Annotated in this window: 1 protein-coding gene; it reads right to left on the minus strand. The window is 40.6% G+C overall.

All coding sequences use genetic code 11. The features are described from left to right. Positions 1-115: 115 nt before the first annotated feature. A partial coding sequence (locus L2764_RS27585; RefSeq protein WP_248943513.1) for a transposase occupies positions 116-559 on the minus strand: 444 nt, incomplete at its 5' end.

The following is a 559-nucleotide window of genomic DNA, read 5'->3' on the forward strand; positions in this document are numbered from 1 at the left end:
ATTTTTAGTCATTGCGATGTTCCTTTTGTTAATTGTTGATCGGCCAAGATCAATTAACAGGTTACATCGCAATGCTTTATCCTCATACACCAGAAACGACTATAGCTCCTTTTGCTCAGCTTCTTGAGCACATGCTTTTAACTCTGTTAGTACAGTCAATAAATTTGTTCCATGCACTGCAGCATTGTTCAACAATATCGTCATAATTTCTGAAGCATCGGTTAGCTAAACAGTGTTGCCTTAGCCATTGCCATACTTGTTCAATGGGATTTAATTCTGGGGAATAGGGCGGGAGTTTCAATATTGATAAGTTATCGAATGCTTCTGTCGTTTCATTCGTATGCCAAGGTGCGCCATCTGTGATAATAAGTGCATACCTGTCCGATCCTGTCGCCTCTGAAATTTGCCTTAAGTGCTGTGTCATGACGTCTTTATCCACAAATGGCGCGTAACCGTTCACCAGCCCCCTATTGACAATAAATACCGCGATCTTATTAAGATCGCAATGACCACTTGAACGATCGTTTTTTGGTGTCATCATGCTGACATGAAAAAGAAA

The sequence above is a fragment of the Shewanella surugensis genome, assembly GCF_023284005.1.
GTDB classification, from domain to species: Bacteria; Pseudomonadota; Gammaproteobacteria; order Enterobacterales; family Shewanellaceae; genus Shewanella; species Shewanella surugensis.